Raw genomic sequence first — 26713 nt, 5'->3', positions numbered from 1 at the left:
GCGTCGTGAAGGTCAGAAGCGGCGCGTGATCAGCGCTCGCTTCACCTCCTGGATCGCCTTGGTGACCTCGATGCCGCGCGGGCAGGCGTCCGTGCAGTTGAAGGTCGTGCGGCAGCGCCACACGCCGTCGCGGTCGTTCAGGATCTCCAGGCGCTGCTCGCCCGCCTCGTCACGCGAGTCGAAGATGAAGCGGTGCGCGTTGACGATCGCCGCCGGGCCGAAGTACTGGCCGTCGTTCCAGAAGACCGGGCAGGACGACGTGCACGCGGCGCACAGGATGCACTTCGTGGTGTCGTCGAAGCGCTCGCGGTCCTCGGCGGACTGCAGACGCTCGCGCGTCGGCTCGTTGGTGTCGTTGGTGACGAGGAACGGCATCACGTCCCGGTACGCCTGGAAGAACGGCTCCATGTCGACGACCAGGTCCTTCAGGACCGTCAGGCCCTTGATGGGCTCGACCGTGATCGGCTTGTCGGGGTTGATGTCCTTGATCAGCGTCTTGCAGGCGAGGCGGTTCTTGCCGTTGATCCGCATCGCGTCCGAGCCGCAGATGCCGTGCGCGCAGGAGCGGCGGAAGGTCAGCGTGCCGTCGACGTCCCACTTGATCTTGTGGAGGCCGTCGAGGACGCGCTCCTTCGGGTCGATCTCCAGCTGGAAGTCCTCCCAGACGGCGTCCGCGGAGACCTCGGGGTTGAAGCGGCGGATCCGGAAGGTGACCGTGATGTACGGGGAGTCGGCGAAGCCGGGCTCGGGCTGGCCGGCCGCGTCCGCCTTCTCCAGGGTCGGGGTTGCCATCAGTACTTACGCTCCATCGGCTGGTAGCGGGTCTGGACGACCGGCTTGTAATCGAGACGGATGGACTCGGCTCCGTCGTCGCCCACCTCGCGGTACGCCATGGTGTGGCGCATGAAGTTGACGTCGTCGCGGTTCGGGTAGTCCTCGCGGTAGTGACCGCCGCGCGACTCCTTGCGGGCCAGGGCGGAGACCGCCATGACCTCGGCCAGGTCCAGCAGGTTGCCGAGCTCGATGGCCTCCAGCAGGTCGGTGTTGAACCGCTTGCCCTTGTCCTGGATCGAGACGTTCCGGTAGCGCTCGCGCAGCTCCGCGATCTTCTCCACGGCCGTCTTGATCGTCTGCTCGGTGCGGAACACCATGACGTTGGCGTCCATCGTGTCCTGCAGCTCCCGGCGGAGCGTGGCGACCCGCTCGTTCCCCGTCGAGGTGCGCAACTGCTCGATCTGCGAGACGACGAACCCGGCCGGGTTCTCCGGGACGTCGACGAAGTCCACGGTGTGCGCGTACTCGGCGGCCGCGATGCCCGCCCGGCGGCCGAACACGTTGATGTCCAGCAGGGAGTTCGTGCCCAGCCGGTTGGCACCGTGCACCGACACGCAGGCGACCTCGCCGGCCGCGTACAGGCCCGGGACGACCGTCGTGTTGTCGCTGAGGACCTCGCCCTGGACGTTCGTCGGGATGCCGCCCATCGCGTAGTGCGCGGTGGGCTGGATCGGGATCGGGTCCGTGTACGGCTCGATACCGAGGTAGGTGCGCGCGAACTCGGTGATGTCCGGCAGCTTGGCGTCCAGCTGCTCCGGCGGGAGGTGGGTGAGGTCGAGGTAGACGTGGTCGCCCTCGGGACCGCAGCCGCGGCCCTCCCGGATCTCCGTGTAGATGGACCGGGAGACGACGTCACGGGAGGCCAGGTCCTTCATGACCGGCGCGTACTTCTCCATGAAGCGCTCGCCGTCCTTGTTGCGGAGGATGCCGCCCTCACCACGGGCGCCCTCCGTCAGCAGGATGCCCATGCGCCAGATGCCGGTCGGGTGGAACTGGAAGAACTCCATGTCCTCCAGCGGCAGGCCGCGGCGGTAGACGGCCGCCTGGCCGTCACCGGTGAGCGTGTGCGCGTTGGAGGTGACCCGGAAGAACTTGCCGGTGCCGCCGGACGCGTAGATGACGGCCTTCGCCTGGAAGACGTGGATCTCGCCGGTCGCCAGCTCGTAGGCGACGACACCGGCCGACTTCTTGACCCCGTCGACCTCGGTGATCAGCTGGTCCAGGACGTAGAACTCGTTGAAGAACTCCACGCCCTCCTTGACGCAGTTCTGGTACAGCGTCTGGAGGATCATGTGGCCGGTGCGGTCGGCCGCGTAGCAGGACCGGCGGACCGGCGCCTCGCCGTGGTTGCGGGAGTGCCCGCCGAACCGGCGCTGGTCGATCGTCCCGTTGGGCGTCCGGTTGAACGGCAGGCCCATCTTCTCCAGGTCGAGGACGGCGTCGATGGCCTCCTTCGCCAGGATCTCGGCGGCGTCCTGGTCGACCAGGTAGTCACCGCCCTTGATCGTGTCGAAGGTGTGCCACTCCCAGTTGTCCTCCTCCACGTTGGCCAGCGCCGCGGCCATGCCGCCCTGCGCGGCGCCCGTGTGGGAGCGGGTGGGGTAGAGCTTGGTCAGGACCGCGGTGCGGCTGCGCTTCGTCGACTCGATGGCCGCGCGCATGCCCGCGCCACCGGCGCCGACGATGACGGTGTCGTACTTGTGGATCTTCATGATTCTCGCAGCCCCGTGCCTAGCGGATGTTCGGGTCGAAGGTGAAGATCACCAGCGTGCCCAGCAGGATGGTGAACACCGTGGCGGTGTAGAGCAGGCCCTTCAGCCACAGCCGGGTGTTCGCGCGCTCCGCGTAGTCGTTGATGACCGTACGCAGGCCGTTGGCGCCGTGCAGCATCGCGAGCCACAGCATCAGCAGGTCCCAGACCTGCCAGAAGGGGCTCGCCCAGCGGCCGGCCACGAACGCGAAGCCGATCTTCGACACGCCGCCGTCGAGCACGAGCTGGATCAGCAGGTGGCCGAGGACCAGGACGACCAGCACGACGCCGGACAGCCGCATGAACAGCCAGGCGGCCATCTCGAAGTTGCCGCGGGTGGAGCGCGGGGTCTTCTTGGTGCGCAGGCGCGGGGCCTCGATGAGGGGAGCCGGGTTGTCGACGTTGAAGAGGGGGGCGCCCTCGACGGGGCCGACGCCGGCTGCGGTGGATTCAGTGGTCGACATCTGCGTCAGCTCCCGAACAGGACACGAGCGGCGTGGCCGAGAACGGGGTAAACGGCCCCGGCCATCAGGACGACCCAGACACCGACGACCGTCCAGAGCATCTGCTTCTGGTAGCGCGGGCCCTTCGACCAGAAGTCGACGGCGATGACGCGCAGGCCGTTGAGCGCGTGGAAGAGGATGGCGGCCACGAGGCCGTACTCCAGCAGCGCGACGATCGGCGTCTTGTACGTGGCTACGACCTTGTCGTAGTCCTCGGGGGAGACACGGACGAGAGCGGTGTCCAGCACGTGAACGAACAGGAAGAAGAAGATGAGGACGCCGGTGACTCGGTGAGCCACCCAGGACCACATTCCTTCCCGGCCGCGGTACAGCGTTCCAGCCGGCACGGAAGTCCCTCCGGGAGCGGGGATTGGGGCCGCGCCGGCTTGGTGTCGGTCGGGCCCGGCCGGGTACGGTCCACCGGCCCCCAGCATCGTAGCGATGCGCTGCCGCCGGGCTTACGCCGGGCCTACCGGTGTGATCAAAGTGGCACGCGTATGGGTTAGCCGGGCGGCGTTCGGGGCGGGGGCGCGGTCATCTGCCGGGTGCGGCGCCGTGGGGGTTGTTCGTGCCTCGTGGCGGAGCCGCCGACGGGCACGGCCCCGGGCCCCTGAGCAGGTCCCTCAGACGCCCGTGCGCAAGGCGCCGCAGTTGCTCCGCGGACATCACCCGCTCGTCCTCCGGATCGTTCTTCAAACGTGAGTAGATGCCTTCGAGTACGCGGTCCAGGCGCTCCTCGGGCGGGGTGCCGTCCAAGTGGATCACGAACACATGTCCGAACTTGGCCTCGTAGGCCGCGTGGGCCGCGGTCAGGGCCGTATGCGCCGCTGAGTAGGTGTCCTCGGGCAGCTCGGGGAGCGACTCGCCCGCCAGGGCCTCGGTGAGGTCCGCCCGGCCCAGGTCGTAGGCCGCCTCGTCCGCCGCCGCCAGCAGGGACGCGACGTCCGGGTAGGGGCGGTGGTCGGCGAGTCGCCGGGACCAGCGCGGGCTGCACAGGCAGTGCAGTAGCAGGGCGCCGACCTCTTCGTCCGGGGCGGCGTTGAAGGCGTCCAGCGGAGTGGGGAGGTGGGGCAGGCGGTGGGCGGGCAGCGTGGGTCCTCGTGTCACGTGAGGTGTGGCAGGGGATGCTGGGAAGGATGTGTCGTAGACGTTATCGAGGACGTTCACGGTGTGTCGGTTGGTTGCCTCAGTTTCACCCGAAGGGGAGAGTTTCAGAGCGGTTGGATGACGCCTGAGCGGTGGACGCGTCGTAGGTTGGACCGGTGAGCCAGCACAAGCGCAGGCCCTCGGCACGCCAGGTGTCGCGGAGACGGGCGGTGATCGCCGCGGCCTTCGTGGCGACCGTCGCGCTCGGCACCGGCATCGGCGTGTGGGCCGCCACCTCGGGCGACGGCGGGACCCCGGCCGGATCGGCCGCCCGGCAGCCGTCCGGGACGGCCGGCTCGTCCGCCGGCCGGGCCGGCACCCCCACTCCCACGCCGACCCGCAGCTACCCCCTGTCCCAGGCCCCGCGCACCATTCCCGCCGTGCGCTCCCACACCGCCGCCCGCGGACCCGGCTGGCGTCCCCGCAAGGGCGAGCGGGTCGTGGTGAGCGACGCGGCGCTGGCCGACGAGGGGCGCCTGACGGCGAGTGAGCTGGGACTCTCGTACGCCGGGAAGAAGGCGGCGGACGAGGACGTCAGGCCGGGTGATCTGCGGCTCGACCTCGGCGGGACGGGCGACCCGGAGTCGTACACGATGACCGTGCGCGGCGGGTCGGTGCGGATCAGCGGGCCCGGTGACGCGGGGGTCTTCTACGGCACCCGGACGCTCAAGCAGGAGGTGCGGGGCGGCGGCGCCGCACCCGAGGGGGTCGTCAGGGACCAGCCGGCCAAGCCGCAGCGCGGGTTCATGCTGGACATCGCGCGCAAGCCGTTCACGGCGGACTGGATCGAGAGCCGGATAAAGGAACTGGGCGACCTGAAGTTCAACCAGTTCGGACTGCACTTCTCCGACGACCAGGGGTTCCGGATCGAGTCCGACACCCACCCCGAGATCGTCTCCCGGGACCATCTGACCAAGGCACAGGTCAGGGAGATCGTCGCCCTCGCCGCCGGCCGGCACATCCAGGTGGTCCCCGAGATCGACTCGCCCGGACACCTCGGCGCCGTCCTCGCCGCCCACCCGGATCTGCAGCTGCGCAACGCGCAGGGCGTCGCCACCAGGGGCGCCGTCGACATCGCCCAGGACGACTCCGCGAAGATCGTCGACGACCTGCTCGACGAGTACGCCGACCTGTTCCCCGGCTCCTACTGGAACCTCGGCGGCGACGAGTACCAGGCGCTCACCGTCGCCGATCCGCAGGCCTCCTACCCGCAGCTGGCGGACGCCGCCCAGCAGGCGTACGGCGACTCGGGCACCGTCGCCGACCTCACCACCGGCTGGCTCAACGACCGCGCCGACACCGTCCGCGCCCACGACCGCACCCTGCGGGTCTGGAACGACGGCTTCTTCCGGGGGACCTCCGTGCAGCCCGCCGGGGATCTCCAGGTCGCCTACTGGACCGGCAAGGAGATCGGCGCCCGGCAGCCGGTGGAGTACCTGAGGGCGGGCCGGCAGGTCCTCAACTACAACGACGAGTTCCTCTACTACGTCCTCGGGGAGCCCAACACCTTCGTCTATCCGACCGGGCAGCGGATCTACCAGCAGTGGACCCCGCGCGTGCTGCGCGGCACCTCCGCCGTGGCCACGCGGTACGACCCCCAGATCCTCGGCGGGTCCTTCGCGGTCTGGTGCGACCTCGCCGACTCGCAGACGCAGGACCAGGTGGCCGCCGGCATCCGGATGCCGCTGCGGGCCACGATCCAGAAGCTCTGGGACCCGGGCACCCCCGCGCTGTCCTGGACGGACTTCAAGGCGCTGGCCGCCAACCTGGGCTGATACGCGACCAGAGGTGGACGTACGGCGGTGACGGGCCGTATGTTCCGCTTCCGCGCGCGGACCAGGGGAGGGCCGCGTGCCCTACCCCGGGGGACCCGTCTTGATCTGCGCCCGCTGCCACCACTTCGCCGCCGCGCCCGGAGCCACCCTGTGCGACCGGTGCCTGGGTGCCCCGCCCGAGCCCGTCCCCCCGGTCGTCGGCGCGCCGGGGCCGTGGCTGCGCTCGCCCGTCGGCCTCGGCTGGGCCGCCGCCGTGCTGCTCGGCGCGGTCGTCGCCGCCGACCTGTTCGCCGTCTGGGCGGACCTGCTGCAGTACGACGCCACGGGCGCCCTGGCCGACGGGGAGACCGGCGCCGCCGCGTTCCGCCGGGCCGACCGTGCCGACGCGCTCTCCGGGCTCGCCGCCGGCGCCCAGGCCGTGTCGCTGGTCAGCTGTGCGGTGGTGTACCTGTGCTGGTTCCAGCGGGTGCGGGCCAACGCCCAGGTCTTCAGCCCGGCCGGGCACCGCAAGTCGCCGGGCTGGGCGATCGGCGGGTGGTTCGTGCCGGTCGTGAACCTGTGGTTCCCGCGCCGGATCACCCTCGACATCTGGGACGCCAGCAGCCCGTGGGGGACCAACCGTTCGCATGCGCTGGTCAACGCCTGGTGGACGCTCTGGCTGGCCTCGCTGTTCGCGGGCCGTGCCGTGACCACCGGCGACACCGGGGGCGCGGCCCAGGCCCGTGACGACGCGCTGGCGGCGCTGGTCTCGGACGCCCTCGACATCGCCGCGGCCGTCCTCGCGGTCCTCGTCGTGGTGCGGCTGACCCGGATGCAGCACGAGAAGGCGCTGGCGGGCGCCGTCCCGCCCGCGCTCTGACCGCCGCGGGTCACCGCAGTTGGCCGAAAACCCTTTCCTCCGCCCGCTCGATCTGCTGGGCTCCGTACCGCTGTGACACTCCTGGGTCCTTGCACGCAGTAAGGGGGAGTGCGGGCTCCGTACAGGTCGGCGCCTTGGTACATACCGTTGTGGGAGGCGTGGGATGAGCCTGGTGGAGCTGATCGCTCAGGCTGACGAGCGCGGACTGGCCGCCAGCGGACTGGCTTGTTTGGATCGGTGCGTGCCGCTGCTCGGCGGTGACGACCTGGTGCTGCGGCCGCTGTGGACGAGCCTCGCCGACGGCTCGGGATGGAGTGCCGGCCTGGAGCAGGCCCGAAACGCGCTCGACACCGGCGAGGCCGAGGCCGAACTCCTCGCCCGTCGCATGCTCGACGCCGCGCCCGCGGACCACGCCTGTGACGAGGTGCGGCGGTGGGCGGACGCCTGTTCCGTCGCCTCGTTGCGCATCCACCGGCTCCTCGACCCCGCCGAGGACCCGGCGCCCTCCGTCGACACCCGCCGCGAGGGCGGCACCGAGGACATGTCCCCGTTGGTGGCCGCCGAACTGCGCCGCCAGGTCACCGTCCTCGAACTGCTCGCCGGGCACGGCACGGCCGGGCTGCGCCGTGCGCTGGACGTCTCCACCGAGGGCCGCCGGGTGCTGCGCGCGGTGGTGTCGCGAAGGGCCCGCGGGCGCGGCTGAACCGGGCGGGCCGGTCCGGGCCGGGTCCGTCCGCGCGGGTCCGTGCCGGTCCCGGTCCGGGAGGCTTCCTGTGAGCGCCGTGCGGCGGAGCTGCGGCGGACTTGCGGGGGTCCTGCGCCGGTTGCCGGAACACCCCGGAACAGAGTGACGAAACCCTTGCTGACCTCGCTTTTCCCTATGTGACAGTTCACTACGTGACAGCACAGCAGCAGACCAGGCCGCACGCCGCCACCAAACCGGCCCGCTGGGCCGCGGACGCGGTGGCCATGATGCGCGAGGGCGCGCGGGTCCGGCTCGACTACTCCGCACAGAGCCTGTGGCGGGTCGACCGGATGATCGAGGAGATACGCCGGGAGGGCGCGCCGTACGACGCGGTACGGGAGATGCTGCGCGGCCTCGGGTGCTACGCCGGTGAGGTGATCGTCCGTCACACCGGCGCCGAGTGGTGGGCGTCCGGCGGCGACCACTGGATCCGCACCCCCGACGGGCGGCTCTGGGACCCCGTCGAGGAGGCCCGGCGGTGCTACGGCGGCCACGGCTCGCTGCGGCTGCTGTGCCGGGACGCCATGGGGTAGGCGAGAAAGCCCCGAAAACGGCGGGGAACGGCGGCTGACGGCGGGGGACTTGGCAAAAACCCCGCAATAAGAGACGCGGGCGTTCCCAAGTGGCGTGGCCGGGAGCACGATTGGCCCATGGCCGACAACCGACGCTGGTGGGCCCTGGTCGTCATCGCGCTCGCCCAGCTGATGGTCGTACTCGACATGACCATCGTCAACATCGCGCTTCCCTCCGCCCAAGCCGCGCTGCACATGTCCGACGGCAACCGGCAGTGGGTCATCACCGCCTACACCCTCGCCTTCGGCGGGCTGCTGCTGCTCGGCGGCCGGATCGGCGACCTGGCCGGGCGCAAGCCGGCGTTCATGACCGGGCTCGTCGGCTTCGCGGCCGCCTCCGCGCTCGGCGGCGCCGCGGTCGACGAGGGGATGCTGTTCGGCGCGCGGGCGCTGCAGGGCGTGTTCGCCGCGCTGCTCGCCCCGGCCGCGCTGTCGCTGATCGCGACGACGTTCACCGACCCGAAGGACCGCGGCAAGGCCTTCGGCATCTTCGGCGCGATCATCGGCGCCGGTGCCGCGGTCGGACTGCTCGCGGGCGGCTTCCTCACCCAGTACCTGGACTGGCGCTGGTGCCTGTACGTCAACGTGCCGATCGCGCTGGTCGCCTTCGCCGGAGCCTGGACACTGCTGCCCGGCGGCGGCCGCCACCCCGACGCCCGCCTCGACGTGCCCGGCGCGCTGCTCGGCTCGGGCGGGATGCTCGCCCTGGTCTACGGCTTCTCCGAGGCGGAGTCCCGCGGCTGGCACGACTCCCTGGTCCTGACGCTGCTCCTCGGCGGGGTCGCCCTGCTCGGCGTCTTCGGGTTCTGGCAGACCAGGGCCCCGGTCCCACTGCTCCCGATGACCGTCGTGCGCGACCGGCAGCGCCTCGGCGCCTGTGTCACCGTGCTGCTGGTGACCATCGGCATGTTCGGCGTCTTCCTCTTCCTGACCTACTACATGCAGCGCGTCCTCGGCTACTCGCCCGTGAAGACCGGCGTCGCCTACCTCCCCATCACCGTCGGCATGGTCACCGGCTCCACGCAGATCGCCGCCCGGCTGCTGCACCGGGTGCCGCCCCGCCTGCTCCTGGTGCCCGGGCTGCTGGTCGCGGCCGGGGCGCTGGCGCTGATAGCCCAGGTCGGAATCGAACCGGCGTACGCCTCGCACATCCTGCCCGGCATGCTGATGCTCGGCCTCGGCATGGGTACGGCCATGATGACCTGTGTCTCCCTGGCCACCGGCGGGGTCGCCGCGCGCGACTCGGGGGCGGCCTCGGCCACCTTCAACACCGCCCAGCAGGTCGGCGGTTCGATCGGCACGGCACTGCTCAACACCATCGCCGCGAGCGTCACCACCCGGTACGCCACCGCCCACGCGGCCACGATTCCCGACCGGGGGCTGCTGGCGGCGAAGGCCGCGGTGCACGGCTTCAACGTGGCCACCTGGTGGGCGATGGCCGTGCTGCTGCTGGGCGCGCTCGTCGCCGGGGTGGTCGTGAACGCGGACCGCGCGCCCACCGCCCCGGAGACCGGGGAAAGAACCCCGCAACCGGCCGGGTCCGTGACCTGAGCAGAGCGCCTCTGACCCCCCTGACCAGCAATTCAGCCGCCTGTGCGCGGTGCGGCGGGACCTGAGCGCCGCAGTCGCCGGCGGGTGCCGGGCCGGCCGCCCGCAACTGCGGCCAATCCATCCTCCGAGCTGCTCCGGATTACGCGTGGAAGCCTGATCGGCAAGCGCGGGAGACAACGATGGAGCGGGCGCCCCGGCACGGCCCGGACACCTCGGAACACACGACTGGGCACGCACGGCGGACCGCCGTGGTGGGATCCGGGGTGGCGGGGCTGACCGCCGCGTACATCCTCGGCCGTACCCGCCACGTCACGCTGTACGAGGCCGACGACCGGCTGGGCGGCCACGCGCACACGCACGAGCTGACCTCGCCGTACGACGGGCGGGTGCACCGGGTCGACTCCGGGTTCATCGTGCACAACCGGCGTACCTATCCGCATCTGCTGCGCCTCTTCGACGAACTCGGCGTCGGCACGCAGGAGTCGGAGATGAGCATGTCGGTCCGGTGCGAGGGCTGCGGGCTCGAGTACGCGGGCGCCCGCGGCCCCGCCGGACTGTTCGCCCAGCCCCGCAACCTGCTGCGCGGCCGGTACCTGCGGCTGCTGGCCGAGGTGCCCGCGTTCCACCGCGCGGCCCGGCGGCTGCTCGCGGAGGGCGACGGGGACGCCCTCACGCTCGGCGCGTTCCTGGATGGCGAGGGTTTCTCCGGCTACTTCCGTGCCCACTTCGTGACCCCGGTGGTGTCGGCCGTGTGGTCCTGCGACGCCGCGACCGCCCAGCGCTACCCGGCCGCCTGTCTGTTCAGGTTCCTGGAACACCACGGGATGCTCTCGGTGAGCGGTTCACCGGTGTGGCGCACGGTGCGCGGCGGCTCCCGCGAGTACGTCGAACGGATCGGGAAACAGCTCCCCGAGGTCCGCACCGGCACCCCCGTACGGGCCGTGCGGCGCCACGCCGACGGCGCCGAGGTCACGGCCGCGGACGGGACGAGCCGGTCGTACGACGCGGTGGTGATCGCGGTCCACCCGGACCAGGCCCTGCGGCTGCTGGCCGACCCCACCGCACGGGAGCGCGAGGTGCTGGGCGCGTTCCGCTACTCGCGCAACGCCACGCTCCTGCACACCGACACGCGTCTGCTGCCGCGTGCCGCGGGCGCCCGCGCCTCCTGGAACTACCTGATGCCGTCGTGCGCGGCCGGCGCCGACCGGGTCCGGGTCAGCTACGACATGAACCGGCTGCAACGCCTGGACGCCGCCGAGACGTTCGTGGTCACCCTGGGCGGCGAGGACCGGGTCGCCCCCGACCGGGTGCTGGCCAGCATGGTCTACGAACACCCCGTCTACACGCCCGAGTCGGTGGCCGCACAGCGCCGTCTGCCCGAACTGACCAGCCCGGTCTGCGCGTTCGCGGGCGCCTACCACGGCTGGGGGTTCCACGAGGACGGCTGCCGTTCCGGTGCCGAGGCCGCCGCGGCCCTGGGAGCGCGCTGGTGACCGCCGTACCCGCCCTCTACCCGTGCACCGTCGCCCACGTGCGCACCTCACCCCGGCGGTACGTGCTGCGGCACCGCAGCTACCTGTGGCTGGTCGACCCGGACGAGCCGCCCCGGCTCCCGCGCCCGCTGCGGCCGCTCGCCCGGTTCGACCCCCGCGACCACTTCACCGGCGACCGGCCGACCATCCGGGCCGGCCTGGAGGACTTCCTCGCCGCGCACGGGGTGTCGCTGGACGGCGGACGCGTACTGATGCTCGGCCACGCCCGGGTTTTCGGGTACGTCTTCAACCCCCTCACCGTGTACTGGTGCCACGGCCCCGGCGGCGAGCTGCGCTGTGTCGTCGCGGAGGTGCACAACACGTACGGCGGGCGGCACTGCTACCTGCTGCGCCCGGACGCGGCCGGCACCGCCCGAGCCGACAAGCGGTTCTACGTCTCGCCGTTCTTCCCCGTCGACGGCGGCTACCGGATGCGGCTGCCGGCACCGGGGCAGCGGCTCGACCTGACCGTGCACCTGGACCGTGCGGGCGGCCGGGCTTTCACCGCGACGGTACGGGGCGTCCGGCGCCCGGCGACCGGGGCGGCCCTGCTGCGGCTGGCGCTGCGCCGGCCCTGGTCCACCCTCGCCGTCTCGACCGCCATCAGGTTCCACGGCATCCGCCTTTATCTGCGGGGACTGCCCGTCCAGCCCCGGCCCGACGACCACCGCACCCCGGAGAAGACCACATGAGGGCAGCAGACCCCGCCACCCCCGCCGCCGGCCGGACCGCGCCGTCCGGCCCCGCCACCGGTGTACCCCCGGCCCGGCCGGCCCACGGCGATCCCGCTCCGGGCAGTTGCGGCGGGCGCCCCGTCCGCGTCGACGCCGCCGGCTGGCCCGACGTCGCCCAGGTGCCGCCGGCCTCGCGGGCACGCACCGCCGTGGCCCGGATCCTGGTCCGCCGGGCCCTGCGCGGACTGCCGCTGCGGGCACGGTTCGACGGGGCGGACCCCGTCGGGCTCGGCGGGCCGCTGCTGGAGGTGCGCGACCCGGCCGCCTTCCACGCCCGCGTCGGCACCGGTGGCCTGGTCGGGTTCGGCGAGTCGTACATGGCCGGCGAGTGGGACGCGCCCGACCCGGTCGCGGTCCTCACGGTGCTCGCCGCGCACGCCGCCGGCCTTGTCCCGGCCCCGCTGCAACGGCTGCGCCGCTGGTGGGCGCCGCGGCACCCGCACGACGAGCGCAACACCCCCGACGGCTCCCGTGCCAACATCAGCCGTCACTACGACCTCTCCAACGACCTGTTCGCCCTCTTCCTCGACGACACGCTGACCTACTCCTCGGCCGTCTTCCGGGGCTTCCCGGCGAGCTGGGACCGGCTGGCCGCGGCCCAGCACCGCAAGATCGACCGGCTGCTCGACCTGGCCGGCGTGGGTGCGGGCACCCGGCTCCTGGAGATCGGCACCGGCTGGGGCGAACTGGCCCTGCGAGCCGCGGCCCGCGGTTCCCGGGTCACCTCGCTCACCCTCTCCCGCGAGCAGCGTGCGCTGGCCCTGGAGCGGGTCCGCGCGGCGGGCCTCGGCGACCGGGTCCGCGTCGAGCTGTGCGACTACCGCGAGGCGCGCGGGACCTACGACGCCGTGGTCAGCGTGGAGATGATCGAGGCGGTCGGCGCCGAGTTCTGGCCGGTGTACTTCCGCACCCTTGACCAGCGGCTGGCCCCCGGTGGCCGGGCGGCGCTCCAGGCCATCACCATGCCGCACGAGCGGATGCTCGCCACCCGTGACACCTTCACCTGGATCCACAAGTACGTCTTCCCCGGCGGTCTCATCCCCTCCACGCGGGCGATCGAGGAGACCGTCCGCGACCACACCCGGCTGCGCATCACCCGCCGTGACGCCTTCGGTGCGCACTACGCCGAGACCCTGCGCCTGTGGCGGGAACGCTTCACCGAACGCGCCCACGACGTCGGGGCACTCGGCTTCGACGAGACCTTCCGCCGCCTGTGGACCTTCTACCTCGCCTACTCCGAGGCCGGGTTCCGCGCCGGCTACCTCGACGTGCAGCAGTACCTCTTCACCAAGGAGAACCCCGCCCCATGACCAGCACCGCACCCGCCAGGGCCGCCGGCGCCGCCCACCCGTCCGGGGTGCGGGGGCGTCCTTGGCGGTGGTCACGGTCTGCGTGGCCATGGCGCCGTCCTTCCTGCTCGGCTGTTTCCCGATGAGCCTGTGTACCTTCAGACCCGCCCGGCCCCCCTCGCTGTGACGCGGCTGCCGGGAAGTCGTCCCCGGGAACGCCGACGGGGGGCCGGCACCGGTCCCGGCCCCCCGTACGGAGCGCCGTCAGGAGGTCGGCATCAGGACCGAGTCGATGATGTGGACGTCGGCGTTGGCGGTCCTCACGTTGCCGCAGACGACCTTGGCGCTGTCGTTGACGGTGTACGACTCGCCGGAGCCGGAGGTGGTGAGCTTCGACGTCTCCAGGGTGTCGAAGGAGCCGTTCTCCAGATCCTTCGGCGTGAGCCTCTTGCCGACCACGTGGTAGGTGAGGATCTTCGTCAGCTCGGCCTTGTCGTTGAGGACCTTGTCCAGGGTGGCCTTCGGGATCTTGGCGAAGGCGTCGTTGGTGGGCGCGAACACGGTGATGTTCTGGGCGCTGTTGAGGGTGTCGACCAGACCCGCCTTCTTCACGGCGGTCACCAGGGTGGACAGCGCCGGGTTGTGGGAGGCGGCCGTCGCGACCGGGTCCTGGGCCATGCCGTCGAAGGAGCCCGCGCCGTTCTTCGGCACGGCCGAACAGGCGGAGCCGAAGGGCTCGTCGGCGGTGGCGGCGCTGTCGCCGGAGCCGCTCATCCCGTCGTCCGACGCGGTGGCCGGGGCCTTCGAGGAGGAGTCGGACGTGGCGGAGTCGCTGTCGCCGCCGGAACAGGCGCTCAGCGCGAGGGGCAGGACGGCCGCGGCGGCCAGGGTGACGGCGGTACGGCGGATACGGGTGTTCATGGTGTTTCTCCTGTGCGTAGGGAAAGGGGGCGTGCAATGAAGGGGACAGGTGGCAGGGGGGTCACTCGACGGTGACGACGACGGAGTGCCGGCCGCTGGCGCCGTCGGGGATGGTCCTGGCGCGTATGGCGGTCTGCACCTGGCCGGTGCGGTCGGTGGCGCGCACGGTGAGGGTGTGGCCGCCCCTGCCGGCCTGCCAGGGGAAGGACCACTGCCGCCAGGTGTCGCGGCTGTCCTCGGCGGCGAGCCGGGCCTGCTGCCAGGGGCCGTCGTCGACCCGGACCTCGACCCTGTCGATGCCGCGGTGCTGGGCCCAGGCGACCCCGGCGACCATGACGGTGCCGGACCTGGGCCGCGCGAACGGCTTGGGGGTGTCGATCCGGGACTCGGTCTTGATCGGCGCCGTCCTGGACCAGCCGCGCTTGACCCAGTAGGGGTCGTAGGCGTCGAAGGTGGTGAGTTCGATGTCCTGGATCCATTTGCAGGCGGAGACGAACCCGTAGAGGCCGGGCACCACCATGCGGACGGGGAAGCCGTGGTCGAAGGGGAGCGGTTCGCCGTTCATGCCGAGGGCGAGCAGGGCGTCGCGGCCGTCCATGACGTCCTCGACCGGGCTGCCGATGGTCATGCCGTCCACCGAGCGGGACACCAGCTGATCGGCCGCACCGCCCCGCGAGGGCGGCTTCACCCCGCACTCGGCCAGCAGCTCGGCCAGGGGTACCCCGATCCAGCGGGCGTTTCCCGCACAGGGCCCGCCGACCTCGTTGGAGACGCAGGTGAGGGTGATGTCGCGCTCGACCAGCTCACGCCTCAGCAGGTCGTCGAAGGAGAGCGTGACCGGACGGGTGACTCCGGTGCCGTGGATGCGCAGCCGCCAGGCCGTGGCGTCCACCTTCGGCACCACCAGGGCGGTGTCGACGCGGTAGAACGCGCTGTTCGGCGTGATGAACGGGACGGCGCCGGGAATCCGCAGCCCGGCCCCCCGGGGCACGGCAGGAGCGGGTGAGGCGGGGGCCGGCAGCATCACCCGGTCCCGGGAGGCGATCGCGTTCCGGCCGCTCGCACCGTTCAGGGACCGGCCCAGCACCCCGGCCCCCGTGGAGGCCAGGGCGGCGGCGGACGCCATGAGGACGAAACCGCGCCGGTCCCAGTCCCCGGCACCGGAAGGCGCCGGTCCGGCGGCGGGCTCCGGCCGGGCGAGCCGCCCGGCCAGGACGTACAGCAGGACGGCTCCGGCGCCCGCCCCCACCAGGGACGGCACCGCGTCGCCCGGAGCGTGCGAGTCGGGCCGGGTGGCCGCCGCCAGCGCACCGATCACGCCGAACACCGCGACGCCCGCCGCCCCGGCACGCCGGAATCGCAGCGCGAGAATCCCGAGGGCGAGCGCGAAAAGCGCCAGCACGCCCAGAATTCCGAATTCCAGGACCAGTTTGTCGGCGGTGCCGAAATTCCGTACCGCCCAGTCCTTCACGGCGGCCGGGGTGCGGTCGATCGCCGCGCCGCCCACCGCGACCACGGGTCCCGCCTGCGGACGGACGGCGGCCGAGGCCAGCTCGGCCACGGCGAGCGCGGTGAAACCGGCCAGAGCGCCGGCGAGCGCACCGGTCGCGAGGCGGAGCGGGCCGGCCGGCCCGGGCGATTTCCTGTCGTCGTCGGTCACGGGGGGAATCCGGTTCCACGCCGGGTCCGGATTGGTCGTCCCCTCGATCGAGTGAATCTTTTTTCCGTACCAATCCGTGCGCCGCTCCGTTACGGATAAAAAGAAATAACCGTCAAAAAAACAGAATCGCCTCGCGTGCGTCACGGCCACGGCGCGCGGGTGTCCAGCGTGGAGAGACCGGACGAGAGGAGCAGCCCAGTGGCGGGGGCCGGCAGACCGACCGCACCCTCGGACGTTCGGGGCGGCACCGACGACCCGCTGCTCGCGGTCCGGCCGCGTGCTGCGTTCCCGCAGGCCCCTGGCGCCGCTGGAGGCGGCGGGGGCCGTGCACGCGACCTCCCCCGCGCGGATCACCGAGGCCCGCGACGCGGTCCGTGAACTGCGGGAGGCTCTCGACCTGCTCTCCGCCGAACAGCGCGCCTGCTGGGTGCTGCGGGAACTGGACGGCCGGTCCTACGAGTTCATCGCGGAGGCGGTCGGCATCGGCCAGGAGGCCGTCCGTGCCCGGGTCTTTCGCGTACGCCGCTGTCTGACACGAGCGCTGGGAGCCTGGCCGACTGGGAACAGCGGCCGGACGACCCCCACCTGACGGCCTGCCCGCACTGCGGGCAGGCCGTCAGGGGGCTCGGCCGGCTGGCGAGCGCCGTGCGCGGACTGCGCGAGGAGACGCCGGACGACTCGGTGTACGACGCCGAGCCGCTGACCCCGCGGGTCATGGAGACGGTCGCGGCCCGCGCGCTGCGCTCGGCGGCCGAGACGGTCGACGGGGTGCGCGCGGTTCCTGCCGCATCACGGTCGTCGCGGTGAGCCTCGACATCCACGCCCCCGCCGACACCGCTCTGCGGCAGGTCGCGGAGCGGGTGCGGCAGCGGGTGCGGGAGGCCGCCGAACGGCAGCTGGGCATGGGCCCGCGTCCGTGGACATCCGGATCACGGACCTCGTCGACACCCCGGCCGACGGCCGGGAAGGGAGTACCCCATGACCGCGCGCACGGCGCCTGTCGCGCTCGTCGAGGACCTGGCCGGCGTGGCGGAGGACGTGCCGGGCGTCGCCTTCCTCGAACCGGGGCTGGCCGACCGGCTCCGCTCCGCGTGGTCCCGCCCCGGCCCCGGTGCCGACCGGCTGCCCACGGCCGGGGTGCGCGGCTCGCCCGCACCCGACGGCACCGACGCCCGGCAGGTCGACATCCGGGTGGCGGGGGTACGCCGGGTCAGAGCGGCGGACGTGGCCCGGGCCGTCCGCGCCGCCGTGCAGGAGCACCTGGCGGCGCACCTCTCCGGCCGGCCGGCGTCGAGGGTGACGGTGACGATCACGGGTCAGGTCTGACCGGACCCGGGGTACCCCGCGCCGCACCGCCGCTCAGGCGGGGAAGTCCAGCAGGGCGAGCGGTGCGGAGGTCGGTCTGTCCGAGCCGCCCGCCGGTTCCACGGTGACGCCCATGCCGGAGGCTCCGTCCACACCGCCCGCCAGCAGGACGCTCTGGTCGGTGCGGCCGGGATCCATGAGGCCCGCCGACCGCATGGTGCCGGCGTCGTCGAACCACAGCTGGTAGACCTTGCCGGCGGCCGGACGGGCCATCCCGGAGACGACGAACACGGCCTTGTCCCGGCCGCGCGAGACGACGACCGTGCCGGTGGCTCCCTCGCCCAGCGCGGCGGTCCGTGTCCTGGCGTCCGGCGCGGCCAGTACGGCGGCGATCCCGTCCGCCCCCTGCCGGGCCTGACGTGCCTGGTCAAGGGCGTCCTCGGCCCGCTGGTGCTGCCACACCGCCGTACCGCCCAGCGCGGCGGCCGCCGCGACACAGGCGGCCAGCGCCCAACGGGACAGCAGGAGGCGGCCCCGCACCCCGGTGGCCCGGGCGGTGCGGCCCGCCGCGGATCCGCCCGGGGTCTCCTGCCGGACGGACGAGATGCGGTGCAGCACCTGCTCGCGCATGACCGTCGGAGGTGTCACGGCGGCGGCCAGTCCCAGCCGGGCGGCGGTGGCGGACAACTCGGTGGTCTCCTGGGCACACGGTTCGCAGCCCGCCAGATGGCTCTCGAACGCGTGGAGTTCGTCGTCGGACAGGGCGTGCAGGGCGTAGGCGCCCGTCATCCGGTGCAGATCGGCGGTGGCTCTCACGCGGTCACCCCCAGGCAGTCACGCATACGGATGAGCCCGTCCCGCAGCCGGGTCTTGGCCGTGCCGAGCGGCAGCGCGAGCGCCTCCGCCACCTGCCGGCAGGTCAGCCCGCGGTAGTAGGCGAGCGTGACGGCCTGCCGCTGGATCTCGGTCAGCGTGCGCAGGCAGCGCCGCACCTGCTCCCGTTCCAGCCTGGCCTCGACCTGCTCGGTCACCTCGTCGTACTCGGGGGTCCGCTCCAGCAGCGCGGCCTTGTGGTCCCGGGCGGCCGCGGCCTCCACCGAGCGGACCCGGTCGACCGCGCGGCGGTGCGCGAGCGTGAGGATCCAGTTGACGGCCGTGCCACGGTCGGGCCGGTACCGGGGAGCGGTCCGCCACACCTCGACCAGCACCTCCTGCGCCACCTCCTCCGACTGCGCCTGGTCACGGAGAACGGCGCGCACGACGCCCAGAACCGGACCGGCCACGGCGTCATAGACGGAGCCGAACGCGTCCTCGTCACCGAGGGCCACCCGGCCCACCAGCTCCTGCAGATCCGGTTCCGACGATGGATTTCTGCCGATATACACGGCTTCTCGCACAAGGGCCTCCGCGGTTGGGACATCTCCGGACGTAATCCGATCCCCATGGGACGGCGGATTGGTCCGGACACGAAAAACCCCAGGTGCCCGCGGGCGGTGCGGACCAAGCCCGGCAGGGCCTCGCGCTGCGGGGTGCGCGGCAGGCGTCCGGCTCCCGCGACCGAAGGCCAACCGCCTTGACCGGGCGTCGGCACCGAAGCAACGGCCGAGGCCGCCACCCCCCACAGGAGAGGCCCCGGCCGTCGCGCGGCACGGACCGCGCGGCGGTCCGTACTCCGTTCAGCGCCATGAGTGCGTTTTCTGTCACACCCCGGGGCGTCACGAGTTAGTTGCACTTTGTACTGACGTGGACGGCGAGCGGTTTCAGGCCGTAACGTGCCTTTCGCGTCGAGCGCGAGTGCATGATCACTGCAACGATCGGCGGCTGCGTCGTAGCCGCGACCGACCACTTACTGGGGAACGACGGGTGCTGGGGGACGACGCGGAGTTGACCGCCGCGGTACGTGCGGCACAGGGCGGGGACGAAACCGCATTCCGTATCGTCTATCGCGCGGTGCAGCCGCGTCTGCTCGGATACGTCCGCACACTGGTCGGCGATCCGGACGCGGAGGACGTCGCCTCCGAGGCCTGGCTGCAGATAGCTCGCGACCTCGACCGGTTCGAGGGCGACGCGGACCGGTTCCGCGGCTGGGCCGCCCGGATAGCCCGCAACCGCGCCCTGGACCACATACGCATGCGCGGCCGCCGCCCCGCGATCGGCGGCGACGAGACGGAACTGACCGGCCGGGCCGCCGAGTCGGACACCGCCGGCGAGGCCATCGAGGCGCTGACCACCGACTCCACCCTCTCCCTCATCGCCCGGCTGCCCCAGGACCAGGCCGAGGCCGTCGTCCTGAGGGTCGTGATGGGCCTCGACGCCAAGTCGGCCGCCGATACCCTCGGCAAACGCGCGGGCGCCGTCCGTACGGCAGCCCACCGGGGCCTGAAGAAGCTCGCGGAACTGCTGGGCGCCGACCCGGAGCAGGCGGGTGTCGTCCTCGAGGCGCTTCCGCCCCAGAGAGAACCGAAGGATCGTGCGGTGACGTCCGCCACTGTGACGCATACGCGTTCGCGGACGCAGAAGGACATGTGATGGCCGACGAGCAGGACAAGTGGCTGAACCGGGCGACGGCGGAACGTCTGCTGCGCGGTGAGTCACTGGAAGCCGTCGACGACTCCGCCCGTGACCAGGCAGAACGCCTTGCCAGGGCGCTGGACACGCTCTCCGTGCGGACCGTGCCGGCCACCGCCGAACTCCCCGGCGAGGAAGCCGCGCTGGCTGCCTTCCGCAAAGCGCGCGAATCCGCCGGGGACGAGTGGACCTCCGTGGCGCGGCAGCCGGGCAGGTGGGGCCGGGGCTCCGACGCGGGTCTCATCCGTATCGGTGCCGGTCCCCGGCCGTCCCGGGTCCCGGGCTGGGCCCGCCCCGCGCGGTTCGCCCTGGCCGCCGTACTGACCGCCGGCATGCTCGGCGGGGTCGCGGTGGCCGCCGGCACCGGGGTGCTGCCGTCGCCGTTCGACGGTGTCCGTCCCAGGCCGGGAGCCTCCGTGACGGCGGCCGGCACCCCCGTGCACCCGCAGGACTCGCCCTCGACCGAGTCCTTGCTCGGCGGCGAGAGCGGCGCGCCCTCCGCCGACGCCACGCCCCGCGGCCCGGTCCTGCCCTCGCCCGACTCGCCGGGCAGGCCGAAGGACCGGGGCACCGGTTCGTCCGCCACCCCCGGGAACAGGTGGAACCGTGCCCTGAGGTTCTGCCGTGACGTCCAGGACGGCAAGTTCCTGGGCAACGACCGCAGGCGTGCCCTGGAGGGGATGGCGGGCGGCCCCGCACGGGTCGACAGGTTCTGCAAGGTCCTCCTCGGCGTCGGCGCGGCCGGTGAGCGGGGCGTCTCCGACGACGGCAAGGGCGACGGCGGCGGTCAGGAGGGCCAGGGCGGCCACAACCAGGGTTCGGGCGGCGGCAACGGTCAGGGCGGCAACGGTCAGGGCGGTGACGACGAGGGCCGCCCCGGCCGGCACGGCGGTGGCCGGGGCGGCGGCAACCACCATCACCAGGACGGCGCGGCCCCGCCCGCCCCGACGGCCTTCGCACCCCTGCTGCCGAACCCGGCCGCCTCGCCGAGCCCCGCGTACAGCGCGCTTTGACCTTTACGTACCGCTGTGACCTGCACTTCTGAAACCCGCTGAACTTTTTTCCGGCAGGGTGTGACGTTTTCGGCGGAGGCGGCGCAGTACAGAGTGAGCCGACTGGTCATCGGCCGTCGCACAGAGCCGGGGTTCCCCCCGTACCCGTGGCTTGTGCATCGGCGCGGGCGGGACACGTTCCCCCGGTCCCGCCCGCGCCCCAGAAACCTTCCGGCACTCACCAGTAGACGACGACCTTGTCGCCGTTGCGAACCTCGGTGAAGAGCGCCGAGACCGCCGCCTCGTCCCGGACGTTGACGCAGCCGTGCGAGCCGCCCGCGTACCCCCGGGCCGCGAAGTCGTACGAGTAGTGCACCGCCTGGCCGCCGCTGAAGAACATCGCGTACGGCATCGGCGAGTGGTAGAGCGTCGAGACATGGTGGCGTGACTTCCAGTAGACGTGGAACACGCCCTCACGGGTCGGGGTGTACTGGGCCCCGAAGCGCACCGACATCGTCGACACCGTGCGCCCGTCGACCATCCAGCGCAGGGTCCGGCTGGTCTTGCTGATGCACAGCACCCGCCCGGTCAGGCACCGCGGATCGGGCGCGGCGGCCGGCTGACCGCCCATCAGGTACAGCTCCCACTTCCCCGGTGTGTGCGTCATGGCCCGCAGCCGCCGCCAGGTCACCGCGTCGGTCTCGCCCGTCCGGGGCAGCCCGCGCTTGCCCTGGAAGCCCTTGACGGCCTCCGCGGTGAGGTCGTCGTAGGTCCCCGTCGGCCCGTCGGACAGCCAGGCGACCTGGCGCAGCCGGGCCTGCAGTTCGCGCACGCCGGTGCCGGTGTCGCCGCGGGTGTACACGATGTGCGGCGGGACGGTCTCGACGGCGGACGGCGTCGGGGCGGCGGCCGCGCCGGACGTGCGGCCCGATGCCCCGCCGGGCGCCGGGCCCTCCGTACCGCCGGGCGTCCGGCTGTGCGGAAGCTCGATATGGACGGGCGAGTTCCCCTTGCCGTCCGTGCCGTCCGGCGGCTGCACGGTGCAGGCGCAGAGCGCGGTGAGCGCCGCGAGCACGGCGGCCGAGGCGAGCGTGCCGCCGGGCCGCCCCACGATCCCTGAGTACCCCGAGACCTTCATGCCGAGGATGCTTCCCCGCGTGACCGCCGCCGAACAAGGGGGCATGGTGGGAGGGGGAGACGCACCGGCGGAACCGGTGCACCGCGGAGGTCGGTCACCATGGTCCGTGAGTCGGAGTCAGGACTGCCCGTCGAGCCGGTCTACGGCCCGTCCGCCCTCGCGGGCTGGGACCCGGCCGAGCGGCTCGGCGACCCGGGGTCCTACCCCTTCACCCGGGGCGTCCACCCGACGATGTACACCGGCCGGCCCTGGACCATGCGCCAGTACGCCGGCTTCGGTACGGCGGCCGAGTCCAACGCCCGCTACCGGCGGCTGATCGCCCACGGCACCACGGGCCTGTCCGTCGCTTTCGACCTGCCCACCCAGATGGGCTACGACTCCGACGCCCCGCCGGCGCACGGCGAGGTCGGCAAGGTGGGTGTGGCGATCGACTCGGTCGACGACATGCGGGTGCTGTTCGGCGGGATCCCCCTGGACGGGGTGTCGACGTCGATGACGATCAACGCGCCGGCGGCCGTGCTGTTGCTGCTGTACCAACTGGTCGCCGAGGAACAGGGGGTGGACGCCGGCCGGCTGACCGGGACGATCCAGAACGACGTCCTCAAGGAGTACATCGCCCGGGGCACCTACATCTATCCGCCGGGGCCGTCCCTGCGGCTCACCGCGGACATCTTCCGGTACTGCCGTACCGAGATCCCGAGGTGGAACACGATCTCGATCTCCGGCTACCACATGGCCGAGGCCGGCGCCTCGCCCGCGCAGGAGATCGCCTTCACCCTCGCCGACGGCATCGCGTACGTGCGGACCGCGATCGCGGCCGGCATGGACGTCGACGACTTCGCACCCCGCCTGTCCTTCTTCTTCGTGGCCCGCACGACGCTCCTGGAGGAGGTCGCCAAGTTCCGGGCGGCGCGCCGTATCTGGGCACGGGTGATGCGGGAACGGTTCGGGGCGCGCAATCCCAGGTCGCTGATGCTCCGCTTCCACACCCAGACGGCGGGCGTCCAGCTGACCGCCCAGCAGCCGGAGGTGAACCTGGTCCGGGTGGCCGTCCAGGCCCTGGCCGCGGTCCTCGGTGGCACTCAGTCGCTGCACACCAACTCCTTCGACGAGGCGATCGCCCTGCCGACGGACCGGAGCGCGCGGCTCGCCCTGCGCACCCAGCAGGTGCTCGCCCACGAGACCGATGTCACGGCGACGGTGGACCCGTTCGCCGGTTCCTACGCGGTGGAGCGGATGACGGACGACCTGGAGGGGGCGGCCGTCGGCCTGATGGACAGGGTCGAGGAGCTGGGCGGCGCGGTGGCGGCGATCGAGGCCGGTTTCCAGAAGGGCGAGATCGAACGCAACGCCTACCGCATCGCACGGGAGACGGACGCGGGGGAGCGGGTGGTCGTCGGCGTCAACCGCTTCCGGCTCGACGAGGAGGAACCGTACGAGCCGCTGCGCGTGGACCCGGCCATCGAGGCCCGGCAGGCGGAACGGCTCGCCCGCCTGCGCGCCGAACGGGACCGGCGGGCCGTCGGTTCGGCGCTGGCCGCCCTGCGGAGGGCCGCCGCGGGCGAGGACAACGTCCTCCCCCCGATGCGGACGGCCCTGCGGGCCCGCGCGACGGTCGGCGAGGTGTGCGACGCGCTGCGCCTGGTCTGGGGCACCTACACCCCGGCGGACACCTTCTGACGCCGGCACCCCGCCGCCTGGCGTCGCCCTGACGCCGCCGGATGCCTGCCGGCCGGCACGGAGGGGTCCGTTGTCGGACGTGCGTGCGAGACTTCTTCGCATGTTCGGCGTCATCGATCTCCCCACCTATCTGGCAGGCCTCGTCCTGATCGTCCTGCTGCCCGGCCCCAACTCGCTGTACGTGCTCTCGGTCGCCGCCCGGCAGGGCGTACGGGCCGGTTACACGGCCGCCGCGGGGGTGTGGTGCGGTGACACCGTGCTGATGACGCTGTCCGCGGCCGGGGTGGCGTCGCTGCTCCAGGCCAACGCCGTGCTGTTCGGGATCGTGAAGTACGCGGGCGCCGGCTATCTGACCTGGCTGGCGATCGGCATGCTGCGGGCGGCCCGGTCCATGTGGCGGACCCGGCGGGAGCGCGCGGCCGAGGAGAGCGTTCCGGCACCGGACGCCGTCGCACAGGAGCGGCCCTACCGCCGTGCCCTGGTGATCAGCCTCTTCAACCCGAAGGCGATCCTGTTCTTCGTCGCCTTCTTCGTGCAGTTCGTGGACCCGGGGTACGCCTACCCCGCGCTGTCCTTCGTCGTCCTCGGCGCCTTCGCCCAGCTGGCCAGCTTCCTCTACCTGACCGCCCTGATATTCAGCGGCACCAGGCTGGCCGCCGCCTTCCGCCGCCGCAAGCGGCTGGCGGCGACGGCCACCTCGGCGGCGGGGGCGCTGTTCCTGGGCTTCGCGGTGAAGCTGACGCTGGCCAGCGCGTAGGCGGCTCTACCGGCGGCTCGGGGCGGCGGCGCGGTTGCGTGCGCCGGGCCCCGCCCGCCCCGGAGACCCAGGGCGTGTTGCGAAAGTCCCGTCTGCGGTGCGACGCCATGCACGCACGCTCGCCGCACCGGGCGAAAGCCCGAGTACATCCCGTACGAGGACTTCCGCCCGGCACGACGGGAGCACGCACCTGACGCCGCACGGCCCGCCCTCCGGGCGAACGACGGGACTTTCGCAACACCCCCTCTAGGCGACGGCGCCCGCCCCGGCCCGCGCCGCGTACGTCCGCAGCCCCTCGGGCGTCTCGCCCGCCCAGCCCACATAGCCGTCCGGGCGGACGAGGAAGAGGCCGGGGCCGTAGGACTGCGGGGCCGGCAGGCTGCGGAAGCCGTCCACCGGCTCCGGGGCCAGCAGGGTCCAGTGCGGCCCACGGAAGGCGTCGAACATCCGCACCCCCGCCGCGTTCCGTCCGTCGGGCGCGCGGTCGCCCGCCCGCACCGGTCCGGGGTCGGCGCGCGTCTCCGCCGTCAGCGAGGACTCCCGGTAGCCGATCCCCAGCTGGACCGTGGCAGCGCCGCGCCGTACCTCGCCGCGGTGCACGCCCGTGGAGAGGTCCAGCATGGCGGCGGCGTTCGCGCGGCGCTCCTCCTCGTAGGTGTCCAGCAGTGCGTCCGGGGCGTCGCCCGCGAGCACCGCGGCCAGCTTCCAGCCCAGGTTGTAGGCGTCCTGGACACTGGTGTTCAGCCCCTGGCCGCCCGCCGGGGAGTGCACATGGGCGGCGTCTCCGGCCAGGAGGACCCGGTCCACCCGGAAGCGGTCGGCCAGGGCGGCACGCGGGCGGAAGCCGGAGGCCCAGCGCAGCTCGGTGACGTCCGCCGCGTCCAGGTGGCTGTACGCCGACACCAGCCGCCGTACGCCCTCCAGGGACGGGTCGGCCTCGGTGCCCTCGGGCAGCTTGGCGCCCAGCTGGAAGTCGTCCGTGCCGGCCAGCGGGCACAGGGCCACGCCGTTGCCGTCGGCGCCGACGAAGACGTGCCAGTGGTCGCGGTCGAGGTTCCGCACCCGCAGGTCCGCCACGAGGAACGGGCTCGGGTCGACCGACTCGCCGGTCATCCCCACGCCCACCGCACGCCGTACGGCCGACCGCCCACCGTCCGCCGCCACCACGTACCGCGCCCGGGCGGTGGTGCCGTCGGCGAAGTGGGCGCTCACCCCGTCCGCGTCCTGCTCCAGGCCGGTCAGCGCCCGCCCGAACCCGACCCGGCCGCCCAGCTCCAGCAGCCGTGCGTACAGCACCTCCTGCGTCCGCCACTGCGCGACCATCAGCGGGTCGGTGTACGGCGCGCCCTCGTCCGCCGCCACCGTGTCGAACATCGGCTGTGTCCTGAGCCGCTCGCCGTCCTTCCAGAACAGCTGGGGCGGGTAGGGACCGCCGGCCGCACGGAGCGCCTCGCGCACCCCGAGGTCGTCGAAGACCTCCTGGGTGCGGGGCTGGATCCCCTTGCCGCGCGAGCCGGGGAACAGCTTCTCGGCGGCCTCCACCACCAGCGCGTCGACCCCGCGCCGGGCCAGGTCGATACCGAGGGTCAGTCCGGTGGGACCGGCGCCCACGATCAGAACGTCCATCACATTTCTCCTTAACGGCGTTAAGTTCCGTTGCCCGCAAGGCTGCACTTAACGCTGTTAAGCTGTCAAGCGTGAGTACGGAACGACGCGCACCCCTCGACCGCCGCCGGGTCGCCGGCACGGCCCTGCGCCTGCTGAACGAGGTCGGTCTGGACGGGCTGACCCTGCGGGCCATCGCCAAGGAGCTGGACGTCAAGGCGCCGGCCCTGTACTGGCACTTCAAGGACAAACAGGCGCTGCTCGACGAGATGGCGACGGAGATGTACCGCCGGATGGCCGCGGACGCGCGGCTCGACGCCGCCGGCACGTGGCAGCACGTGCTGCGCACCATGAGCGGCGGGCTGCGCGCGGCCCTGCTCGGCTACCGCGACGGCGCCAAGGTCTACAGCGGCTCACGCTTCACGGGCATCGACCACGCCCCCGACCAGGAGGCGTACCTGCGCGTCATGACGGAGGCGGGCTTCACCCTCGCGCAGGCGGCCGTGATCGGCGCGACGGTCAACGCGTACACCATCGGCTTCGTCACCGAGGAACAGGGCGTCCAGCCGCTCCCGGGTGAACGCCGGGAGGGCTACGACGTGGAGGAGCGAGCCCGCCTGCTGGCCGACTTCCCCCTGTCGGCGGCCGCGGGCCGGGAGATCTTCACCGACTACGACAGCCAGTTCGAGACGGGCCTGGAGATCATCATCGGGGGAGTGGAGGCACGGTACCGCCAGGCGCCCCCGTAGCGGCGCGAGGGGCTGCGCGACCGGCCCCCGCTCACCCGCACCCGCACG

Annotated in this window: 26 protein-coding genes and 1 pseudogene; 16 read left to right on the top strand and 11 right to left on the bottom strand. The window is 72.7% G+C overall.

Translation table 11 applies throughout. The annotated features are described in order from the left end of the window. Positions 1–12: 12 nt before the first annotated feature. From ACZ4O3_RS30040 to ACZ4O3_RS30020, 5 genes are all read right to left on the bottom strand, one after another. On the bottom strand, positions 13–792 hold the full coding sequence (locus ACZ4O3_RS30040; protein ID WP_362714428.1) for a succinate dehydrogenase iron-sulfur subunit: 780 nt from the start codon (positions 790–792) through the stop codon (positions 13–15). Continuing rightward, a complete protein-coding gene (gene sdhA, locus ACZ4O3_RS30035; RefSeq protein ID WP_362714426.1) occupies positions 792–2546 on the bottom strand; it encodes a succinate dehydrogenase flavoprotein subunit in 1755 nt (584 codons plus the stop codon). Before sdhA ends, ACZ4O3_RS30040 begins: the two co-directional genes overlap by 1 nt. Positions 2547–2565: 19 nt before the next feature. Then, positions 2566–3048 (bottom strand): succinate dehydrogenase hydrophobic membrane anchor subunit, encoded by a 483-nt coding sequence (locus tag ACZ4O3_RS30030; protein ID WP_362714425.1) that lies wholly within the window; start codon positions 3046–3048, stop codon positions 2566–2568. 5 nt (positions 3049–3053) lie between these two features. Next, a complete protein-coding gene (gene sdhC / locus ACZ4O3_RS30025) occupies positions 3054–3434 on the bottom strand; it encodes a succinate dehydrogenase, cytochrome b556 subunit (RefSeq protein WP_071659649.1) in 381 nt (126 codons plus the stop codon). Between the two features lie 187 nt (positions 3435–3621). Next, a complete protein-coding gene (locus ACZ4O3_RS30020) occupies positions 3622–4194 on the bottom strand; it encodes a 2-oxo-4-hydroxy-4-carboxy-5-ureidoimidazoline decarboxylase (protein WP_467725205.1) in 573 nt (190 codons plus the stop codon). A gap of 191 nt (positions 4195–4385) precedes the next feature. Between ACZ4O3_RS30020 and ACZ4O3_RS30015 the strand changes: the two genes are divergently transcribed. The 8 genes from ACZ4O3_RS30015 (at position 4386) to ACZ4O3_RS29980 (ending at position 13311) form a co-directional block, all read left to right on the top strand. Continuing rightward, the gene (locus ACZ4O3_RS30015) at positions 4386–6008 is read left to right on the top strand and encodes a beta-N-acetylhexosaminidase (protein WP_467725324.1); all 1623 of its coding nucleotides are present in this window, start codon (positions 4386–4388) and stop codon (positions 6006–6008) included. A 76-nt stretch (positions 6009–6084) separates the two neighbouring features. Further along, positions 6085–6867: a DUF4328 domain-containing protein gene (locus ACZ4O3_RS30010; RefSeq protein WP_467725203.1), complete on the top strand. Its 783-nt coding sequence runs from the start codon at positions 6085–6087 to the stop codon at positions 6865–6867. A gap of 163 nt (positions 6868–7030) precedes the next feature. Next, on the top strand, positions 7031–7570 hold the full coding sequence (locus ACZ4O3_RS30005) for a hypothetical protein (protein WP_384989301.1): 540 nt from the start codon (positions 7031–7033) through the stop codon (positions 7568–7570). Between the two features lie 194 nt (positions 7571–7764). Next, positions 7765–8145, top strand: a complete 381-nt coding sequence (locus ACZ4O3_RS30000) for a hypothetical protein (protein WP_362727946.1) — start codon at positions 7765–7767, stop codon at positions 8143–8145. A 117-nt stretch (positions 8146–8262) separates the two neighbouring features. Continuing rightward, positions 8263–9735: an MFS transporter gene (locus ACZ4O3_RS29995; protein ID WP_362727948.1), complete on the top strand. Its 1473-nt coding sequence runs from the start codon at positions 8263–8265 to the stop codon at positions 9733–9735. 179 nt (positions 9736–9914) lie between these two features. Beyond that, positions 9915–11228 carry an NAD(P)/FAD-dependent oxidoreductase gene (locus ACZ4O3_RS29990; RefSeq protein WP_362727950.1) on the top strand — a complete coding sequence of 438 codons (1314 nt, stop codon included), beginning with the start codon at positions 9915–9917 and terminating at the stop codon, positions 11226–11228. Continuing rightward, positions 11225–11959: a DUF1365 domain-containing protein gene (locus ACZ4O3_RS29985; RefSeq protein ID WP_467725201.1), complete on the top strand. Its 735-nt coding sequence runs from the start codon at positions 11225–11227 to the stop codon at positions 11957–11959. The genes ACZ4O3_RS29990 and ACZ4O3_RS29985 overlap by 4 nt, the downstream gene beginning before the upstream one ends. Then, the gene (locus ACZ4O3_RS29980; RefSeq protein WP_467725199.1) at positions 11956–13311 is read left to right on the top strand and encodes a class I SAM-dependent methyltransferase; all 1356 of its coding nucleotides are present in this window, start codon (positions 11956–11958) and stop codon (positions 13309–13311) included. Before ACZ4O3_RS29985 ends, ACZ4O3_RS29980 begins: the two co-directional genes overlap by 4 nt. A 243-nt stretch (positions 13312–13554) precedes the next feature. On the opposite strand, the gene ACZ4O3_RS29975 is transcribed toward ACZ4O3_RS29980, so the two are convergent. Both ACZ4O3_RS29975 and ACZ4O3_RS29970 read right to left on the bottom strand, forming a co-directional pair. Next, the gene (locus tag ACZ4O3_RS29975; RefSeq protein ID WP_467725197.1) at positions 13555–14211 is read right to left on the bottom strand and encodes a fasciclin domain-containing protein; all 657 of its coding nucleotides are present in this window, start codon (positions 14209–14211) and stop codon (positions 13555–13557) included. A gap of 61 nt (positions 14212–14272) precedes the next feature. Continuing rightward, the gene (locus tag ACZ4O3_RS29970) at positions 14273–15871 is read right to left on the bottom strand and encodes a sulfite oxidase (protein WP_467725195.1); all 1599 of its coding nucleotides are present in this window, start codon (positions 15869–15871) and stop codon (positions 14273–14275) included. Positions 15872–16145: 274 nt separating this feature from the next. On the opposite strand from ACZ4O3_RS29970, the pseudogene ACZ4O3_RS29965 reads away from it, so the two are divergent. The 3 genes and pseudogenes from ACZ4O3_RS29965 to ACZ4O3_RS29955 form a co-directional block, all read left to right on the top strand. Then, positions 16146–16460, top strand: a pseudogene (locus ACZ4O3_RS29965) (RNA polymerase sigma factor); the annotation flags it as partial. A gap of 56 nt (positions 16461–16516) precedes the next feature. After that, positions 16517–16678, top strand: a complete 162-nt coding sequence (locus tag ACZ4O3_RS29960; RefSeq protein WP_467725193.1) for a hypothetical protein — start codon at positions 16517–16519, stop codon at positions 16676–16678. A 171-nt stretch (positions 16679–16849) separates the two neighbouring features. Continuing rightward, complete coding sequence (locus ACZ4O3_RS29955; protein ID WP_467725192.1) at positions 16850–17197, top strand: hypothetical protein; 348 nt, start codon at positions 16850–16852, stop codon at positions 17195–17197. Between the two features lie 33 nt (positions 17198–17230). Here the strand turns inward: ACZ4O3_RS29955 and ACZ4O3_RS29950 are convergent, their stop codons facing one another. Next, entirely contained in the window at positions 17231–17965 is a 735-nt protein-coding gene (locus ACZ4O3_RS29950; RefSeq protein WP_467725323.1) for an anti-sigma factor, read from the bottom strand. Between the two features lie 23 nt (positions 17966–17988). Next, positions 17989–18573: an ECF RNA polymerase sigma factor SigK gene (sigK, locus tag ACZ4O3_RS29945; protein ID WP_362729549.1), complete on the bottom strand. Its 585-nt coding sequence runs from the start codon at positions 18571–18573 to the stop codon at positions 17989–17991. A 466-nt stretch (positions 18574–19039) separates the two neighbouring features. Here sigK and ACZ4O3_RS29940 point away from each other — a divergent pair, with 466 nt between their 5' ends. Next, a complete protein-coding gene (locus ACZ4O3_RS29940; RefSeq protein ID WP_362729551.1) occupies positions 19040–19705 on the top strand; it encodes an RNA polymerase sigma factor in 666 nt (221 codons plus the stop codon). Then, positions 19705–20757 carry a coiled-coil domain-containing protein gene (locus ACZ4O3_RS29935; RefSeq protein WP_467725189.1) on the top strand — a complete coding sequence of 351 codons (1053 nt, stop codon included), beginning with the start codon at positions 19705–19707 and terminating at the stop codon, positions 20755–20757. Before ACZ4O3_RS29940 ends, ACZ4O3_RS29935 begins: the two co-directional genes overlap by 1 nt. 217 nt (positions 20758–20974) lie before the next feature. On the opposite strand, the gene ACZ4O3_RS29930 is transcribed toward ACZ4O3_RS29935, so the two are convergent. Beyond that, on the bottom strand, positions 20975–21874 hold the full coding sequence (locus tag ACZ4O3_RS29930) for a L,D-transpeptidase family protein (protein ID WP_467725187.1): 900 nt from the start codon (positions 21872–21874) through the stop codon (positions 20975–20977). A gap of 99 nt (positions 21875–21973) precedes the next feature. Between ACZ4O3_RS29930 and ACZ4O3_RS29925 the strand changes: the two genes are divergently transcribed. Together ACZ4O3_RS29925 and leuE are read left to right on the top strand one after the other, a co-directional pair. Next, positions 21974–23554, top strand: coding sequence for an acyl-CoA mutase large subunit family protein (locus ACZ4O3_RS29925; RefSeq protein WP_384989292.1), 1581 nt, complete (start codon positions 21974–21976; stop codon positions 23552–23554). Between the two features lie 100 nt (positions 23555–23654). Further along, complete coding sequence (gene leuE / locus ACZ4O3_RS29920) at positions 23655–24311, top strand: leucine efflux protein LeuE (protein ID WP_467725185.1); 657 nt, start codon at positions 23655–23657, stop codon at positions 24309–24311. Positions 24312–24557: 246 nt separating this feature from the next. Here the strand turns inward: leuE and ACZ4O3_RS29915 are convergent, their stop codons facing one another. Then, positions 24558–25937 carry an FAD-dependent monooxygenase gene (locus tag ACZ4O3_RS29915; protein ID WP_467725183.1) on the bottom strand — a complete coding sequence of 460 codons (1380 nt, stop codon included), beginning with the start codon at positions 25935–25937 and terminating at the stop codon, positions 24558–24560. 71 nt (positions 25938–26008) lie between these two features. On the opposite strand from ACZ4O3_RS29915, the gene ACZ4O3_RS29910 reads away from it, so the two are divergent. Then, positions 26009–26665, top strand: a complete 657-nt coding sequence (locus ACZ4O3_RS29910; protein ID WP_467725182.1) for a TetR/AcrR family transcriptional regulator C-terminal domain-containing protein — start codon at positions 26009–26011, stop codon at positions 26663–26665. The last annotated feature ends 48 nt before the right edge of the window (positions 26666–26713 follow it).

Source organism: Streptomyces sp. NPDC026515 (assembly GCF_055567595.1).
This window is presented reverse-complemented; position numbering and strand designations above follow the sequence as displayed.

Coding starts and splice junctions, on each gene's coding strand:
- ACZ4O3_RS29995 (WP_362727948.1), top strand. CDS start 8,263: ATGGCCGACAACCGACGCTGGTGGGCCCTGGTCGTCATCGCGCTCGCC.
- ACZ4O3_RS29955 (WP_467725192.1), top strand. CDS start 16,850: ATGACCGCGCGCACGGCGCCTGTCGCGCTCGTCGAGGACCTGGCCGGC.
- sdhA (WP_362714426.1), bottom strand. CDS start 2,546: ATGAAGATCCACAAGTACGACACCGTCATCGTCGGCGCCGGTGGCGCG.
- ACZ4O3_RS30005 (WP_384989301.1), top strand. CDS start 7,031: ATGAGCCTGGTGGAGCTGATCGCTCAGGCTGACGAGCGCGGACTGGCC.
- ACZ4O3_RS30030 (WP_362714425.1), bottom strand. CDS start 3,048: ATGTCGACCACTGAATCCACCGCAGCCGGCGTCGGCCCCGTCGAGGGC.
- ACZ4O3_RS29915 (WP_467725183.1), bottom strand. CDS start 25,937: ATGGACGTTCTGATCGTGGGCGCCGGTCCCACCGGACTGACCCTCGGT.
- ACZ4O3_RS29990 (WP_362727950.1), top strand. CDS start 9,915: ATGGAGCGGGCGCCCCGGCACGGCCCGGACACCTCGGAACACACGACT.
- ACZ4O3_RS29975 (WP_467725197.1), bottom strand. CDS start 14,211: ATGAACACCCGTATCCGCCGTACCGCCGTCACCCTGGCCGCCGCGGCC.
- ACZ4O3_RS29935 (WP_467725189.1), top strand. CDS start 19,705: ATGGCCGACGAGCAGGACAAGTGGCTGAACCGGGCGACGGCGGAACGT.
- ACZ4O3_RS29980 (WP_467725199.1), top strand. CDS start 11,956: ATGAGGGCAGCAGACCCCGCCACCCCCGCCGCCGGCCGGACCGCGCCG.
- ACZ4O3_RS30040 (WP_362714428.1), bottom strand. CDS start 792: ATGGCAACCCCGACCCTGGAGAAGGCGGACGCGGCCGGCCAGCCCGAG.
- ACZ4O3_RS29930 (WP_467725187.1), bottom strand. CDS start 21,874: ATGAAGGTCTCGGGGTACTCAGGGATCGTGGGGCGGCCCGGCGGCACG.
- leuE (WP_467725185.1), top strand. CDS start 23,655: ATGTTCGGCGTCATCGATCTCCCCACCTATCTGGCAGGCCTCGTCCTG.
- ACZ4O3_RS29950 (WP_467725323.1), bottom strand. CDS start 17,965: ATGACGGGCGCCTACGCCCTGCACGCCCTGTCCGACGACGAACTCCAC.
- ACZ4O3_RS29925 (WP_384989292.1), top strand. CDS start 21,974: ATGGTCCGTGAGTCGGAGTCAGGACTGCCCGTCGAGCCGGTCTACGGC.